We start from the raw sequence: 15653 nt of genomic DNA, 5'->3' as shown, positions 1-15653 counted from the left end.
GTGACACATCACGGCACGCATTCATTCAAGTATTAACGTGCTTGGCGACGACGTACCAAGGCCAATACGCCCAAGCCAGCCAGCAACATGCCTACGCTGTCAGCTTCTGGCACTGGCGTCACCGCAGCGACAGTAAAGGCAGTGGTGTTAGGCACCAATGCGGCAGAGGCACTGTTATTCACGGTGTCTACGTTCCAGTTATTCACGTTTGCCACTTGCGCTTTGTAATCAGCAAAGTTATTCAGGCCGTCACGCACACCGTTGTACTCGGCGTAGTCTGGCTCGCTGGAAGCACCTGCTTTAGCAGTCAGCTCAATGGCATTCACACCTGCAGTCAGACCTGTGTTGGTCAAAGAGCCATCTGTTGTAAATTTGCCGTTGGTAATCGCGCTCAGGAAAGTCGTTGGCGTGGTGGCGCCAGTGCCCAGGTAGGCATAAACGGTTTCGCCAGAATTGGAAATCCCCCAGTTGCTGCTGCCACCTACGCTGACGCGGGACAACACACCGGTAGAAGCTGACAGCGTGGTTTTGTCATAAGCGGAGAAACGCACCACAGTACCAGCAGCAACCACATCGCCGGAAACCCACTGGTTGTAGCTTTCGCCAGTATTGAATGCACTGCCAGTCCACTCGTTATCGCTGAAGTAGATGGTGGTGTTAGCGGCAATGTCGACAAACGTCACAAAAGACAAACCATCTTCGTCGGCGTTAAAGGCAGTGAACATAATGTCACCGGCATTCAGGGCCGCGTTGGCCTGGCTGGACAACAACAAAGCGGCGATTAAACTGATCTTTTTCATAAAACTATCCTCTCACTAGATATTTGAAACATTGATTGATGATTGATACTGAATTACCAGCGCACATCTCTGTGGGCGTCCAGTTGATTCATGGCTAATCCTTTTAAGGTCACCAGCGGTTTGGCAGTCGCCGCCCCTGCAGTGCCGTCGGTGTCGATCTGCAATTGCACACCGCCTGTAACACTTACCCAGCGTGCAACACCGTCTGCAAACGGCTGGCTACCGGTGTAACCTACGCTTTGCAGCAGTTCAACGATGTCCAGTTGATCTTCGCCTGGCGTAAAGTCAGTGATGGTGTCAGTCGCATCACGCATGCCTTGGTAGACAAAGGTGTCACGCCCAGCCAGCCCGGTGATAGTGTCTGCACCCACTCCACCGGTGATGACATCGTCACCCACGGTGCCTACCAGCGTGTCGCGCTGGCTGCTGCCGCTGATGGTTTTCACCAGTTGCACGCCGACGATCACCGGGTCATGGTCTGAAGAACGGTAAGGGCTATCGCTATAGAGGTCTTGCGGTTTGAACTCGGTGTTGTAATCAATCACAAACGGCTCATCCGCATTGATATGCCAGTGCGAGGTGCCTGTCACTTGTGCGGCCATACTGCTGCTCGCCAGGGCATGGTCCAGGTAACCGGCTTCGCCATCAAACACGTAGGAGTAATCCGTGTCACCGTTAAAACGGGCGATCTGGTCTTGCAAACCACCCGCCGCCAGCGTCAGGATAGGGTCTTCTTTACCATACGCATTGAGGTCGCCAATCACCACCACATCGCTATCGCCAGACTGCGTTTGCACCGTATTGATGAACTGCAACAAACGGTTGGCCTGGGCCAGGCGTTGCGGGTTGTAGCACCCTTGGCCATCGCCCTGATCCTGGTTACCGCCTGCAGCATCCGAGCAGCTCTTGGATTTAAAGTGGTTAACCAGGACTGAGAACTTCTCACCATTGGCGGCCTTAAAGGTCTGCGCCAGGGTTGGACGGTTGTTGATACTGTCGTTATCAGACAGTGCCGCAGCAGTCGGTGTCAGTTTGGACGGTTTGTAGATCATGGCCACCTTGATCGCATCGGTGCCTGTACCTGTCGCCGGGTCAGCAATTACTGCATAGGTATTGGCACCTAAGACGCCATTCAAGCCATCGACCAGATTTTGCGCGGCGGTGATGCCGTTGTTCTGGATCTCCATCAAACCCACTACGTCGGCATTCATCGCCGTCAAGGCACGGATGATTTTGTTACGCTGGCGGTTGAACTCGACCAGGTTATTGGCACCGCGGCAGTTAGACGCAGACACGCTGCCACCCAAGCTGCAACCTTGCCCACTCTGGCCACTGGCAGTAGCGCCGTTAGTGAAGGTGGTGAAATAGTTGAGTACATTAAAGCTGGCAACTTTGAGGTTGCCCTGCACGCTGGCAGGTGCGGCAGTACGGTGGTTTTCACGCGTAAATTGCACAGCCTCCGTGGGGTGCAGTTTGTAATCACGCGGGCCTGGGTTAGACGCCGTGATCAGGCCATGGTCTATCACCCCGGTCAGGTTTTCCACGACGTCACCCGCACGCAAGGTATTGTCTTCGCCGATAAATGGAATCGGGTTGGGGTTTTGCACACTGCTGCCGTCATCCAGCACCAGGCGGCGGCGCGCATTGTCATCCGCCAGTTGTGCCGCCGCCGCAGACGTCGCCGGGAACACATTGCTAGGCTTGATCATGCGGCCTTCGGCAGATAAGGTCACCTGGCCATAACGGCCTTGAAAGTAATTCTGTGAAGCGGTCATTGGCGTGGTGATGCGCACCAGCATACCTTCATACGCTTCGAGATCGCCTTCCGTCACTTCTGGCAATGTGATGTCTGTTGGCAGAATCACATTGTTGCTGCTCAACACTTGCAAGCCGCTGATATTGATCAGCTCGGTGATAGTATTGAATTCCGTTACGCTGGCAGTCATGCGGACTTTCTGGCCTTTGCTCACAGTCGGTGTCACGCCCGAACCCAGGTAGACAAAAATACCGTCAGAAGTCTGTGGATTGCCATCGCCGCTAGCATCTTGTATGTAAAAACCATTCAAACCTGGGAACACAGCTGTCACGACACCTTCAGTGGTCACGGTCTGCCCATTGAGCGGACTCACTGAGCCCACGCCCAAGGCGCTGCCCTGAATCTGGAAAATACGGGTAATGCTGCTGCTTTGTACATTGATGCTCACGCTGCACGTGGCCGTTTGGGCTTCGTTGTTGGCAAACTGCACGTCAACAGCATAGTTACCTGCTGGCAAGCTGCCATCCAGTTGCAAGCTCGCACTGGCAGACTGACCATCACTGCCCGCGGCGACAAAGTTGCTCAATGTAATACCGGCTGGCGCAGAGGCTGACAAGGTTGCCGCATTCACGATGCTGTCAGCATCAGACGCTTGCAGCAATACCGAGCCAGCTTCGCCCACTTGCAAAGTCACCGTTGGGCAGGAAGTCACAATCGGCTGATTAGTGCCGCTACCGCCGCCACACACATTGACTGCACTGCTGCTATTACGTGGCGCGGGTGCACCTGTCACAAAATCGCTGCCGTTCTGGTTAGTATCCTGGCAGCCATTGTTTTTACGTAACAAAGCTGTGCTGCTGTTGATGGCCGAAGCCACTGCTCCTTCAAAGAAGTTAGCCGTACCATAGCCGACCAAGTCCACAATCTGTGCTAACTGGGCCGGGCTACACACCACTGAACCACCGTTACAGGCCAGGCCAGTGCTGTTATTCACCAGCACCACCTTGCCATTGGTGCCGCTCATATCGGTAGCGTTATTGCCCACATCAGGCGTAGGTAATGCCAGGCCATTGGCGGCACTGCGCAAGCCCACCAGGTAATATTGACCAGGCTGTAACACGCCAGACAGTGTGGTCACGCCATTGGCAGCGAAGTTGCCGGTACCGGTCGCACTACCATATTGCACAGACCAGCCATTGATATTCACCGCGGCAGAACCAGCATTGAATAACTCAACAAAGTCCTGGTTATACACACTGCCCTGGCCGCCATAAATCTGGCTAATCACCACCTCAGCATAGACAGGAAGACTTAGGGAGGACAGGCCTAACCAGGCCAGCGCCCAATGCATTTTTTTCAATTTCATTCAGGACTCCGAAGTTTTTATGACTCGATAAAAGCCTGAACACTTTAGCAATTTAGATTGCCGTCAATATTAAGTTTCACTCCAGCGTGCTAGGCAGGTCGGACTAGAAAACCAGCTGCAATTCGTACAGTTTTTGGTCAATACCCAGACCATTGCACTAGTCACATGCACCAACATTGTGCCGGATGGCTTGTCCTACATTAGATTGCTCCCACACCGGACAGCCATGTCCCGCAAGCTGGCCTACAGTTTGATTTTGATCAGTTTGAACTCAAGAAAGGACGCAGAATGGCAAGCACACATGAATCGTTACTCGACAAAGTCGCAGCCCTAGTACCCAGTATTGATACAGTGCCTGGCATTGAAGGCGGTGCCCCATTGGCCGAAATGATGCCTGCGCTACCTGAGCCACCAAAGGCAGACCCGGACATGCAATTAGTGCTGGATGCATTGACAGCACTGGGTGGCAAGCCGATTGAAACTTTGACACCAACGGAAGCGCGCTTGCAACCGACACCCGCAGATGCGGTCAAGCGCTTGTTGCAGGAAAAAGGCCAGTTCCCCGCCACTGCCCAGGTTTTCAGCCAGGAAATCAGCATCCCCGGCGGGCCGTTAGAGAGTATTCCTGCACACGTCTACACACCTATCGGCGAAGGGCCTTTTCCGGTCATCCTCTACTTTCATGGCGGTGGCTTTGTGCTAGCCGACAGTAAAACCTATGAAGCGTCGATTCTGGCACTCTCACAAGGTGTACAGGCCATCGTGGTCGCGGTCGATTATCACCTGGCGCCTGAACACCCATTCCCGACTCAGCCGAATGAAGCGTTTGCAGCCTACCAATGGTTGCGTCAACATGCTGGAGAGCTAAATGGTGACCGCCAGCGCATTGCCGTGGCCGGTGAAAGCGCAGGGGGCAATCTTGCCGTGGTGACCTCACTCATGGCGCGAGACAAGGATGTACCTCTGCCGCTACATCAATTGCTAATTTATCCACTGGTCAATAATGACACGCAGAATGCATCCTATGAAGACAATGCCCATGCCAAACCATTGAATGCCGCCATGATGCACTGGTTTTTCGGGCACTATAGCCAGCCTCTGGAGGCCAATAGTGCTTATGCCTTGCCGGATAAGGCACGATCGCTGAAACAACTCCCTCCTGCCACCATCATCACGGCAGAAATAGACCCGTTATATGAAGAAGGCAGAGCTTTTGCCGAACGCCTGAAGCATGATGGCGTATCTGTTTCATATCGCCATTACACAGGCGTCACCCATGAGTTTTTTGGCATGGCCGACGTCGTTTCCAAAGCCCGGGAAGCACAGGTGTTCGCGATTGGCGAGTTGCGCAAGGCCTTTGCTGGCAACGGGGAAATACATTAATGGCAGAGAAATAAAAACGCCCACCTGTCGGTGGGCGTTTTTACGGTCAAGCGTTTAATCCTCCAAACGAATCGTTTTTACCGTCACGATAGGCGGCATCTCTTTAGGTGTAACATTTTGATTATTCATCTGGTTACCCAGATTTTCAGTCATGGTATTGGCGGCCCCAGCAGAAGTACTGGCCGAACTCAGTGCCGCGCCTGCCAGACTACCTGTATCGGCCACCGGCACCCCGGAAGACGTACCTGAGACGGTAATGTTGGAGCTGTTCAACACCTGGGTTGCACCAACCAACAAGTTACCCGCAGCGACGCCTGCTTCACCCGCATCCAATACACCACGCGGCGCGAATAACGCAACTGTGGCATCTTCGAGTTTAGGTCCTTGCAGCGGGCCATTAGGACCATCGGGGTCATAAGTCTGTGCACGAATGCCTGAACCAGCAGCCACCCCTTTTACCTCCACGGTGACATCACCGTTGGCATTCACGCCGACTTCACGCTCGGGGACTGAAATTGCTGCTTTGGAGCCCCTACCGGCATCAATATCTCCATGATTAGACCAGATAAGAATGTCACTACCATACTGCGTAATCACTTTTGACTGATTGACCATGAAATTACCATCAGCATAGGCACCGATATTGCCTCCTTTTTCCGTCACAATACCAATATCACGCTTAATTCTAGGAATCACTTTAGATCCATTGTCTTCGGAAGGTTCAGAGTTAACAACCGGCACACCCACATTGATTAAACCGCCTGGTGCAAACAAACTAATATTGCCATTGCGGGAAGTGCGCATCTGACTTTGATACATCAGAATATCCCCCTTATAGTCCTTAGCAGGGAATAATGTAGCAATTGCATTATCTGCCCTGACTGTACTGGCGGTATCAATATACTCTTTACCGGCGTCCAGTAATTCTGCTTGAAATTGTCGTTGAGCGAACAATTCCTGATGCGGTTTATCAAGTGCCATGAATAGGCTAAAGGCACTCTGCACATCTTCAGAGTCATCCCCGGAAAGTGCTAACCCTTTCAGCTCATTCATATACGAAACTATTCTATTCGCAGTGTTTTTACGATACTTTGCCAACTCAGTTTGGTCGTTACGTAAAGTTGCTGGGCCCGCACCAGCAGGATCAATGTAAGTTGCAATAAATTGATCAACATTAGCCCCAGTTTCTCCAAGTCCAGCCATCATCGTGATATTGGCAGACTTGCTAGACAGATTGGGATTTTGGGTATTCGCAAGAGATAGGATACCAAAAGACTCCCCTAGATTGATATTCCGGCCAGCTTTAATTACTACATCCCCACCACCGTTGACTTCCAGACTGGAGTATTTGACGCTTGGCAACGCAAAGTCAATACCCGCAATGACTTGTGAGATATCGTCAGCACGATTGTGTTGGACAGATGCATGCAAACTCACATTCTTACCCGCATTGATATACACTGGCTTTGAGGACTTAATACCAAAAACGTTGGTACTCTCAATGACTCCAGGCTTTCCAGTCAATATAATATCTCCATTCTTGGCCACGATTGTTGCCGGAACTGAGTCATTTACATGTACAGGCACTGCAGAAACTCCGGTTTTTAAGCTACCCAGAATTTTGGTTATATTACTATCGTTTGTGCCGCCGATTGTTGGATTAAACACATTTAGAACAAAATTCAAGTCTGCATCTGAAAGCAAAATATCTGCTGTAGGATTAGCGCTGCCACCGGTGGTACTTCCACCTACAATACTCCCAGCAGCCAATAAATTCAAATTACCGTTCTTAGCAGGTGCCAAAATCATTTTGTAAGTCGTAATATCTCCGGCAAACGCAGTGGCATTGACTGTCCCTGGATGTATAGCAGACATATCATAATTGATTAAAGTGTTGTAAATCTGTGAGTTTAGCCCTGTGACCGCAATCGCTTTATTGCTACTCAAACCAACTTCAACATTCCCCGATAGCGAAGTGACGTTTAACGCAGAGTCTTCAGCGTAGGTATTGAAATAAGTACCATCCGTGAGTTTCGTTAGTGTGCTGCCTTGCACCCAAAGGGTAGGATTAAACGCCGTTTCAATTTTCACGTTGTTCTTTGCACGCACGTCTGCACTAGCATCCTGCAAGGCAATCACCGTACCAGTAGTTCCCGATTTAAGTACACTATCACCGGCCTCTAACTCTAATTTTCCACGACCAACGTAGTACACCCCATTCGTCAAGTTACCGCCTGCGGAAACAGACACATCGCCGCCGCCATTGACCAGGCTCTTACGTACCTCATTACCTTTAGCATCCAGCGTTTTGACAAACTGTGCGTTCGTTGCAGAAGAAGCTGACACGTTAGTGATGTTTCCACCCGCCTGGATATTAACGTTACCACCACCTAACGCGGCAACGCCTTGCTGGAACAGGTCCGGGCGTACCCACCAGCTGGTATCCGCGCCGTTACCGCCTTGGCGTAACAACCATTGGTTGACACTTTGCGTCGTGGCCGCACCAGTGATATTACCAGCGACATCAATGGCAATATCTCCACCATTATTCACATAGCTGGCGGCAGTCGGTACGTTAGTACCTACTGATGCTGGGGTAAATCCGCTCAGAGCTGCCTCCTCTTTACCCACCGTATAAATGACGGAGCTAACATTACCCAAGGTCATATTCCCCCCCACAGCAATGCTGATATCACCTGTACCAGTGCGGATTATTTTGTTATTTTCCAGCTTAAAGTCACCCGTACCAGCTTTGGTCTCAGTGATATTCGCAGCACTATAGTCAGCCCCAGCGATCAAATTAAAGTTAAACGTATTCGCATTCGGCTGCAACACGCCTGTCGTGTTCGCTGTACTAAAACCATCACTTAAAGAACCACTAAAAGTCAAATTACCATTTGAACGCAAAGTCAGGGAGCCACCACGCCCCGCCAATAGCGCACCAAATGAGCGCAAGTTCACGTCGGCCGTACCAACCGTCATCGCGGTTGCTGCGTTGCCAGTGGTGCTCCGCACTTCAATATGAGGCAACACCTTTACACTACTGCCATCCTGTGTCAGTGCGTAATTTCCTGTGCCGGTATTCGCATTATAGAAACTGTTGGTATCACTGATCATGCCTGCCATATTGGCAGCAGTAAATGCCGTGGTGGTATAAGTACGGCTGCCTTCAACCGTCACTTCGCTCGCGCCTTTGATTGCAGCCGTTGTGTTAAATGCCACATTCACGGTATTGGCGGTTCCTGTAGTCCCACGTGCACCTCTTAATGTCACCGAGCCATCATAGCCATCGACGCCCACTTTGCCATTAGCCGCGGCATCATATCCGCTAGTGTCGATCAGGGCGCCCGTATCTGCAGATACCGCATTCACAGTAGACAGACTGTTAGAGGATAACAGCACAGAACCGCCAGACCCTGTTTGCCGGTCGCCGCTAGATTGGTTTGCCGCTTGGCCACGTGCGGTGATTTGCGCAGTATTCGCCAATGTCACCAAACCCTTGGCATAAATGGCTACATCCCCCCCCTTGTCGCCATCGGCATTAATATGCCCGGCAACCGTCGCATTGCCGCCATCAACCCCCAGGGTAAAGGCATGCGCGGTGACGGTATCCCCGGCGGCAATGGTGACATCACCGCTACGTACACGGATGTCGCGGCTTTCATTAAAGCGGCCACTTTCCAGCGCCTTATTCACATCACTGAAATTATCTAAACTGGCCACATCAAGCTTGAGTGAAGCAGTTTTTTCACCCTTGGCAGCCTGCCCCAGCAGAGTGCCATCAGCGACTACAAAGCGACCATTTTTCGCCTCTACTTGCAAGGTACCTGCATCTCCTGCAGTGGCTCCTCCCTTGAGGTTCAACAACGCGTTGTTTTCGATCTGGACATTGCCCTGCGCTGAGGTCAGGTGCACATTGCCTGCATCCGTCGTGGCGGAATGCGTACTATCAAAAGCAACCGTCGCCGCAGAGACGTCAATCGCTCCTCCTGAGGTCACTGTCAAATTGCCGCTACGGGCTACTGCATTCACAGCACCAGCATTCAACACTAGCTTGCCACCCAATTGCATATCGGTTGCAGACAGGTTAAGCGTTGCGCCCAAGCCTGAGGTATTTACTGACTGCTGACCATTGCTCACTGTCTGCAGGCTACCAGTACTAGCGAGGGAATAGTTGGCCCCGGAGTCTGCCGTCATGACAGCACTGCTCATGGTTGTCTGGTCAGCGTTGATATTGACCGTCCCTGTGCCTGCAAAGCGGATATCTTTATTGGCATTCAGGCTGACGTGATTAAATCCATCAATATTGCTGGACACACTGCCCGTGTCGCCAAACGTAATCTGGTTGGCATTGATGGCCAGCTGTCCATTCAGCGCTGCAGGTGCGGTAAATAAAGCGTTATTTGTGTTTTTAAGGACAAAATTATTAGCATTGATATTCACATTACCGGCGTCATGATGCGCAATCCCTGCCGTATTAAACGTGATATTCAGGTTGTTATTGCCAAAATTAACCGCACCCAGGATATCGATATTTTTATAACTATTAAACGTGATCGCAGATAAGCGGCCAAAATCACCCAAGGTATCTGAGTTAATATGCGTTGCCCCGTTTACGGGCTGGTCACCAATGGCGTACTGATTGGCGCCCAATGTCACGGTTCCGCCATCAGCAACCTGAATAGCGCCCGATTGATCAAAAGCATTAGTCGCATCTAGCACCATAGACCTTGCTGCAGTGACAGTTGCGCCATCTTCAATGATTAACCTGCCAGTCGTCGGCGTAGCTGTCACATCCGTTCTGGAGAAATCGAAGTCGTTTTTGGCCGATACTGCCAACAGTGCACCATCACCACTGGTGACAAGGGTTGTAGTCCCTGTTTTGTCTTGCTTGGCGCCGGTCTTCACCACCGCACCTTGATTCACAGTGATCGTATCTTTGGAGGCAACAATCAACTCCCCGGATTGCACTGCATGATCAGAGTCGTTACTGAAAGTCACATTAGAAGCGGTGGTCGTGATAGTCTGCGTCTTGCCACTGACAGTACGGCTGCCGCCCAACAGAATAGAGTCCGCATTGATTTTACTGAGTTGATCTGCTGATATCTGCAACACCCCCGCTTGCAGCGGATCAACCGTTGAAACCACACGAATATCGTTAGAAGAAATATCCACCAACGCCCCTTTGGCGCCGGCCACATTGCTGGTATTAATACTCCCTTCCAGGTTAAGGCTATTCCCTGCAGCTAATACTAATTGGCCAGCATCGTTTGTCAGCCTTGGGGTTTCCTTGCCATCCCTGATGGCATTCTTGGTTAACAAGGCATTGCCAGAACTCACCAGATACTCAGCCAGGCCTTTATAGTTTTTGGTACCGTAGTCTTTGTAAAAGCTATTGCCGTTGACGATATTAAAACTCGTATATTGACCGCGGCTGGTGCCATCAATCTTGGTTAAATAGCCTGAAGACAAACCGGTCCCGTCAGCCTGTGTTAACTGTGTATTGAGCTGGATATTGGCGCCGTTAGCGCTGACCAGGAAAGCACCTGGCAACAGCGCGTAGTGCGCAGGCAAGAGGGTATATTTACCTGCTGCCAGGCCATTGCCACCAGACAAGTAAACGGCCTGACCGATACCTACATCGGAGCCTGCGCTCATTAGGTAATCATAAGGTGCGTACTGATTGCCCAGCGATGGCAAGACGGCGTAATAGCCAGTTTGCGACAATACGTCGACAGAGCCGCCTATGCCTGGGATCCACTCATAAGCCATGGTATCGCCGTTGCCAGAAATATCTACGCGTGAACCTGCCTGCAAATTCATATTATTGGCGTTCAACGTGACTTTTTTCTTGTCGATAGCCGTCATGAAGTTGTTAATGGCGCCCTCGGTATCAGCAAGATCAGTGCCACCCAGTACAGTTACGGCATATGGAATCAAGCTGCCTTCCGCGGACACTGAAGTCAGGCTACCTGGTGCCAGTGTTAAATCATGGCTAGCATTCAGGGTAATTTGCCCCAACGGCGCACGTAACACACCTGCCTGCAGAATAGAATCCGCATTTAAGGTCAAACTACCCACCGCAGATAAAGGCACCGTGCTTGCCGTTTTAGACTGGTTGCTCACTTCAATCCTGCTGCCAGCCCCGGTGGCTGTCACAGTGAAATTAACCGCAGTCGCTGGGTAAATTTGCGCAGCATCCAGCTGAATCAGGCCAGGTGATGATAGCGATGCGGTACCCTGCAAGGAAGTAATCAGTCCTCGCGCCCGAATATCAGATTGACTGTATAAACTCGTTTGGCCAACCTGATTGATGGCGACCGGCCCTTGTATCTCAATAAAATTTGCCCGGGCCTTGAATATATCTGTGCCAGCAGTCAGTTGACTACTATCCATATCAACGGTGCTCTTGTTCGCCAGCACTAATGTAGAGGCGTTGAGATTTGCCGAACCAGAGAATGTCGTGGCATTCAGCATCAGCAGCGATGGCACACTCATCGTGGTATTGGCAAAATGTATCGCATCGCCAGTCGTAGTGCTGACGTTCTCCACAGTCAAGGCGATATTATCAAATCCGCCTTGGCGAATTTGCTCGGCTGAAATTTGGCCTACACCTTGCGCGGTGGTCAAAGGCCTTGTAGATGAGTTAGAAGTGTTAATGAGATTGGCATTATTACTGCCCGCAGTATTATTCGCAGCCATTAACTCTTTGTTGTTTGTCACGGTCAACACACGTGTGCCATTAGCAAAATATAATGGCGTATCGCTACCTTCTACCCCTCCGCCACCGACACCGCCAAGCGTAATATTCAAGGTGCCGCCTTCACCTTGACCTGACGGGGTGCCCAATAACGTTCCATCCAGCGCAACACCGTCACGTCCGCTCAGTGAAATAACACCGGCACCGCCTGCCACAGACTGACGTGCATAACCACCGGGCACAGATAAATCAACATTACCACTGGTCCCCGATACATCGATGACTGACCCCTCTTTTGCAATCAATACTCCATTACCGGCTGTTAAAGAGATGTTGCCAGCTTTGGTCACAAATGCCGTGCGTAAGTTACCGTCACTGGTAGGCGGCATCACATATTGCGCCCGTGCGCTCAGTGTGGCATTTGCACCCAGAAATAGGCTTAATGTTGGATCAAAACTCTTATTGGGCAGCGTGAAGTCACCTTTATCAGGGGTGATGTTCTCAATCGCCAGCTTAATATCACCGCCAGGTGCGGTAATATCCCCGAGGATGGTCATCTGACCTTTAGACGTGAGGCTAACATTGCCTCTGGGCCCGGATTGGCTAGCAGGAGTATCCGTCACGATACTGGCATTAGACTGTAGCGTCAGGTCATCTCCCGCCACGACTGCCAGGCTGGCCGGTGTACGCAGGCTACCAGCGAGTGATGTCTTGCTGACCAGGGCGTTTAAGTCACTACCGCTTTGTGCCACGCGCGCAGAGGATCCCAGAACACGCGAATGTTGCTCAGGTCGTATCGTCACCAAGCTATTAGCCTGGTCACCGATGATCACATCACCGTTCAGGCGGTCGGTATTGCTGATGGTGTAGTTTGAAAAACCACCCTGCTGGAAAAATCCTTCTGATAGCCACAGTGTATTTTCCTGCTGCGGATTAATGCCGCCTAACTGTATATGCTCAACCAATCCCGTCGCTTGCTCACCTTGTAGCCTCACTGCTAAATGGCCGCCCTGCGTTTGCTGACCATTCACCATCATGCCATAACTGCTAAAGCTGCCAGCCCCGATCCTGTTATCTGCCATGGTCACGCTAATGTCACCACCGTGTCCGGCAGTGAGTTGTCCGCGTTGATTGAGCCATGCCCCAGATGAGGCATCCATGCTAGCACCTTGCCCCATATGCAAGCCACTATAAAGAGTAAGGGGGTCTTTGGTGATGCTGTCATCGGTAATGATGTCACCAGTATCCTTATGAACGATAATGCTACCAACGGTAATTTTGCCGCCATCAAGCGCAACCTTGCCCAGCATTGCACCATTGACGCCTGGCAAATCATTCGTAAATAAGCCCGCAACATTGATCTTTGCGTTGTTAGCCACGTTCACGTCAGCACTTTGGCTGGCTGACAGGACTACTGTGCCGGAAGGCAAACGAATATCGTTATTCACGTTTACCCCGCCACTACCCAGCACATGCAGGCTGCCATTCGCCTGCATATTGATGTCTGTATTGAGGTTGACCTGCCCAGTGGTTTTGATCACTACATGGTTGACCCCATTTGCCAGCATGGCTGTGCTTAACTCGGATGTTTGCTTTTGCTCTGTGCTCAGCTGGCTGTCTTCATTAAAGTTTTCAGACAGCGGGGCAGCAGATGAGACGATATTCAAGGCGCCGGAATTGTTATAGGTCAACTTGAAGGTGCCACCCAATGGTGTGCTATGCGTGTCAGTCTCTCCGCGCTGATAAAGACCACTCACCGTGCTGGCAAGCACATCGCCCTGCAGTGCCATATTAGTAGTGGCAACATTCAGGGCGCCGGCATTACCTCCTTGCTGGTAACCAGGTTGTAAATAACCACTGACCGAGGCGCTTTTAGCCGCATTTTCAGTAGAGGCTCCTGCTAAGCCGTTCAAAGCATTGGCTGTCAACGCCCATCGGCGGGTCTGGCCCCAGCGTTCACTAGAGACAGAATAGTAATCACTGATGCCCTGGTAGGGTGTATTAGGGAGCGCCTCAGAAGCCAGCACCCATTTACCATTGATAAGTAAGCTGCTTTCACGAATCGTACCTTCAGTATAAGTAGTACTGCCTGCTGACAGGTCAATTTTGGATCCGGCTTTGCTGACCATATTCACGGCAGAAAGATTCACTTGCCCACCATTTGTAGAGCGCTCAGCCACCGTTCTTGTAATACCAGCCTTGGCTTGATCAATGACACTCTGGCTCAACAGCTTGGTGCCTTTTCGAGCATCAAGGAACAATATTTCGCCAAACAGGGCACCACCTCTTAATACAGGGGAATCCCTTAACTGGTCAGAGTAGAGTTGAATCGCCAACTGGTTGCGGCTCATGGGTGCGGTCGCATCCACGCCTGATACATCAATCAAGGCATGGTCGCCCAAAAACAGGCTACTGTTGTCGCCCTGATTATCAGTCGCCGTCACGTTAACCTGGCCACTATTGGCAATCACACTGCCATCAATTGCAATATTTTTGCCTTTGATATCGATCATTGATGGCGTAATCGCTTGCGCATCAAACACTTCTTCTGTGTCTTTAGTATCAATAGTCACTGCCGTTTTACTGCCGGTTCCTAAAGTGACCTTGCCATACACGTCGTTGCCTGGCGTACCCAAGCTCTGGATTTCCTTGGCTTTTAAATAAATAGAGCCATTGGCACGTACAGAAGTGGATGCAGTAATACTCCCCTGCTGATTCACCGCCAAGCCAATCAAACTTGCATTACCATGATCGGCAACAATCTGTCCAAGATTGGTTGCTGTCCCCCCAGAACTGACTTCAACAAGCAATCCAGCGAATTTATCCAAGGTGCTAAGATAAATTGTTTTACCTGCAGCGAGTATGGTCTGCCCCTCTGGCGTTTTAATCACGCCGCTGTTGGTCACATCCGGCGCCAGCAACATGACACGCCCGCCAGAACCTTTGGTTTCGATGTTTGCACCTTTGGCCACATCAATGACACCAACGGCATCAGCAAAGGAAAATACCGGCTCGGTTTTATTAGACAAAATACCGTTCTGGTAAATCGTTTCGATATTATTGTTCTTTAAATTATCCAGTGTAGTCACTGTCAAAGAACCCACATTGACTTGTGAACCAGCGCCGAAATATACGCCATTCTGGTTGGCAATATACACATGCCCGTTCGCGGTGAGTGTGCCGTTAATAAAGCTGGCGCCGCTACCCATGACGCGGTTTAACACGCTTGAAGTGGCGTTAGGCATAATGAAATTAACAGCGGCTTGTGAGCCGATATTAAAGCTATCCCAACGAATCACCGCATTTTGCATTGTTGTAGTGATATTCATGGTGTTGTTCACTGGTGTGGGGATACTCACACCAGCAGGTAGGTTATATCCTCCCCCTTGCTGAACTGGTAATACATTTGAATCGTCCGCCAGTACGGGTGCTGATGCCCAGCTTAGACATCCTGCCATCAGCAACACAACACTCCTCGTTGATATGCGCCATAAAGGGCGAAGCATGACTTCAACGCAAACTTCCTGATCAACTGCGCCAGACAAAGTGACTGTTTTTTGATGAGTACGGGCAATTTCGGCAATGGGTACCAACATGCCCAACCGTTTGCTAAATACCAACTTGAATCGTAACTTGTTCATCATTTCA

Annotated in this window: 4 protein-coding genes; 1 reads left to right on the top strand and 3 read right to left on the bottom strand. The window is 50.9% G+C overall.

Translation table 11 applies throughout. The annotated features are described in order from the left end of the window. Window positions 1–32 precede the first annotated feature (32 nt). Complete coding sequence (locus tag INP79_RS08845) at window positions 33–800, bottom strand: PEP-CTERM sorting domain-containing protein (RefSeq protein ID WP_194753952.1); 768 nt, start codon at window positions 798–800, stop codon at window positions 33–35. Between the two features lie 53 nt (window positions 801–853). Beyond that, a complete protein-coding gene (locus tag INP79_RS08840; RefSeq protein WP_194753951.1) occupies window positions 854–3922 on the bottom strand; it encodes an ExeM/NucH family extracellular endonuclease in 3069 nt (1022 codons plus the stop codon). 288 nt (window positions 3923–4210) lie between these two features. Here INP79_RS08840 and INP79_RS08835 point away from each other — a divergent pair, with 288 nt between their 5' ends. Further along, complete coding sequence (locus tag INP79_RS08835; protein ID WP_228519836.1) at window positions 4211–5305, top strand: alpha/beta hydrolase; 1095 nt, start codon at window positions 4211–4213, stop codon at window positions 5303–5305. Window positions 5306–5359: 54 nt separating this feature from the next. Here the strand turns inward: INP79_RS08835 and INP79_RS08830 are convergent, their stop codons facing one another. Continuing rightward, window positions 5360–15649 carry a filamentous haemagglutinin family protein gene (locus INP79_RS08830; protein ID WP_194753950.1) on the bottom strand — a complete coding sequence of 3430 codons (10290 nt, stop codon included), beginning with the start codon at window positions 15647–15649 and terminating at the stop codon, window positions 5360–5362. Window positions 15650–15653 lie beyond the last annotated feature (4 nt).

The organism is Methylophilus sp. QUAN (genome assembly GCF_015354445.1).
In the GTDB taxonomy this organism is placed as follows: Bacteria; Pseudomonadota; Gammaproteobacteria; order Burkholderiales; family Methylophilaceae; genus Methylophilus.
The sequence above is the reverse complement of the archived record's forward strand: the minus strand, read 5'-3'. Positions and strand labels throughout refer to the sequence as shown.